The organism is Streptomyces boncukensis (genome assembly GCF_011045075.1).
Taxonomy (GTDB): Bacteria; Actinomycetota; Actinomycetes; order Streptomycetales; family Streptomycetaceae; genus Streptomyces; species Streptomyces boncukensis.
Map to the genome: position 1 here is coordinate 1 of NZ_JAAKZZ010000929.1, position 1,550 is coordinate 1,550.

Annotated in this window: 3 protein-coding genes; all 3 read right to left on the bottom strand. The window is 64.6% G+C overall.

Features of this window, described 5'->3' with window-relative positions; all coding sequences use genetic code 11:
- Nucleotides 1-136: 136 nt before the first annotated feature.
- On the bottom strand, nucleotides 137-448 hold the full coding sequence (locus tag G5C65_RS37060; RefSeq protein ID WP_165303427.1) for a WXG100 family type VII secretion target: 312 nt from the start codon (nucleotides 446-448) through the stop codon (nucleotides 137-139).
- 53 nt (nucleotides 449-501) lie between these two features.
- Nucleotides 502-951: a WXG100 family type VII secretion target gene (locus G5C65_RS37065; RefSeq protein ID WP_165303428.1), complete on the bottom strand. Its 450-nt coding sequence runs from the start codon at nucleotides 949-951 to the stop codon at nucleotides 502-504.
- Nucleotides 952-1,011: 60 nt separating this feature from the next.
- Nucleotides 1,012-1,550: S8 family serine peptidase (locus G5C65_RS37070; RefSeq protein WP_165303429.1), on the bottom strand; the 539-nt coding region annotated here is incomplete at its 5' end.

Sequence of the window (1,550 nt, forward strand, 5' to 3'; positions counted from 1 at the left end):
CGCGCGGCGTGGCGGCACTTCCTCTTCTCGGTCGCCGGGGGCGCCGTCCGGTGACACAGGCGAGACGGCAGGGCATCGCTTCGCTGAGCCCTGCCGCCTTCTGCTGCCTGCTCGCTCTCCTACGGCTCCGCCGGCGTCAGCCGAGCTGCTGGAAGAGGCTGGCCGCTTTGAGGTCGGTCGCGCGGTAGTTGCCGCGGCCTTCCTGAACGAGGGTCTGGATCTTCTGGAGCTGTTCCTTGATCTCGGTGGCCCGGGCGTGCCACTGCTTGTCGATCGCGTTGAACATCTCCTTGGCCTCGCCCTGCCACGCCTGGTCCACCTTCTTGACCTCGCGCCAGGCGGCTTCCATCTGCTGCTCCAGCAGCGTACGGCGCACCCGGATCTGCTCCGCGATGTCATCAAGGTGGGCGTAGTTGACTTTCAGTGAGTTCAGCGGGTCCTCGGCCATGGCCTGACCCCTCCAATCACGAGTGGGATATTCCAGCGCGGTGCGTCGGCGGCCTACAGATTGCGGATCTTGCTGCCCAGGTCGACGTTGTTGTAGTTCGCGCCGCCACCGCCGTCCAGGCCCGCGTTGATGCCCGACAGGCCGCTGCTCCCGTCGATGTGACCGCCGGCGGCGGAGCCGTTGACGTCGATACCCTTGAAGGACTCCAGGATCGCCTCGTCGTTGCCCTTGCCCAGCCGCTGCGTCTGGTGCGTGGCCTCGATGATGCCGTCCAGCAGCGCGTTCATCGCGTTGTGGCCGTTGTTGATGGTGTTCTGCGCCCTGACGAAGGCCATGGAGCCCGCACCCTGCCAGCCGTTGCTCACCATGCCGATCAGCGTCTGCAGATGCCGGACGTTGGCGCCGAGCTGCGTTCTGATCTCGGTCAGGTTGTTCTTGAACGTGATGAATTCGGCATGGCTGATTTTCTGGCCGTAGCCACCGCCTGTGTCGCCGTCTGCCATGTGCTGTGCCCTCCCTTGATTGAAACGCTCCGCTAGTCCACGACGCCGGTCGCCGCCGTGTCAGTTCCGCCGCACACGGGCCAGCCCGAAGACTCCGCCCGCGACGATGACCACGCCCCCTACGATGCCGAGGATCAGGTAGAGCTGGTTGTTGTTGTCGCCGTCACCCGAACTGGAGTCTGTCACTGTGACCTTGTCGGGGGCGTCCTTTTCGGCTTCTTTCTCAGCGGACTTTTTGGCCTTGGTGTTGAGAGTTTTCTTCCCGGTGAGCGGGCTGATGTCCGGATCGCCGGGGTCGCCTTTTCCCTGAAGGAGATTGGCCCGGGGGCGTACGGCCCCATAGCCGATGTACTTACTCCGCACCGAGCGCCCTTTCTGGCTTCTCCCGGTGGTCTTGATAAGGACCCGGAGGACCTGATTCGACGTCCATTCGGGGTGCTTGGACCAGATGAGGGCTGCGGAAGCGGAGGCTAGGGCAGTGGCTGAGCTGGTGCCTCCCTGACCCTGGACGCAATACCGAACCTTCGCCCCGTCGCACCATCCGGGGACCCCCAGACCGGGCGCGGTAAGGGCGACATGCGGGCCGTACGTCGAATATT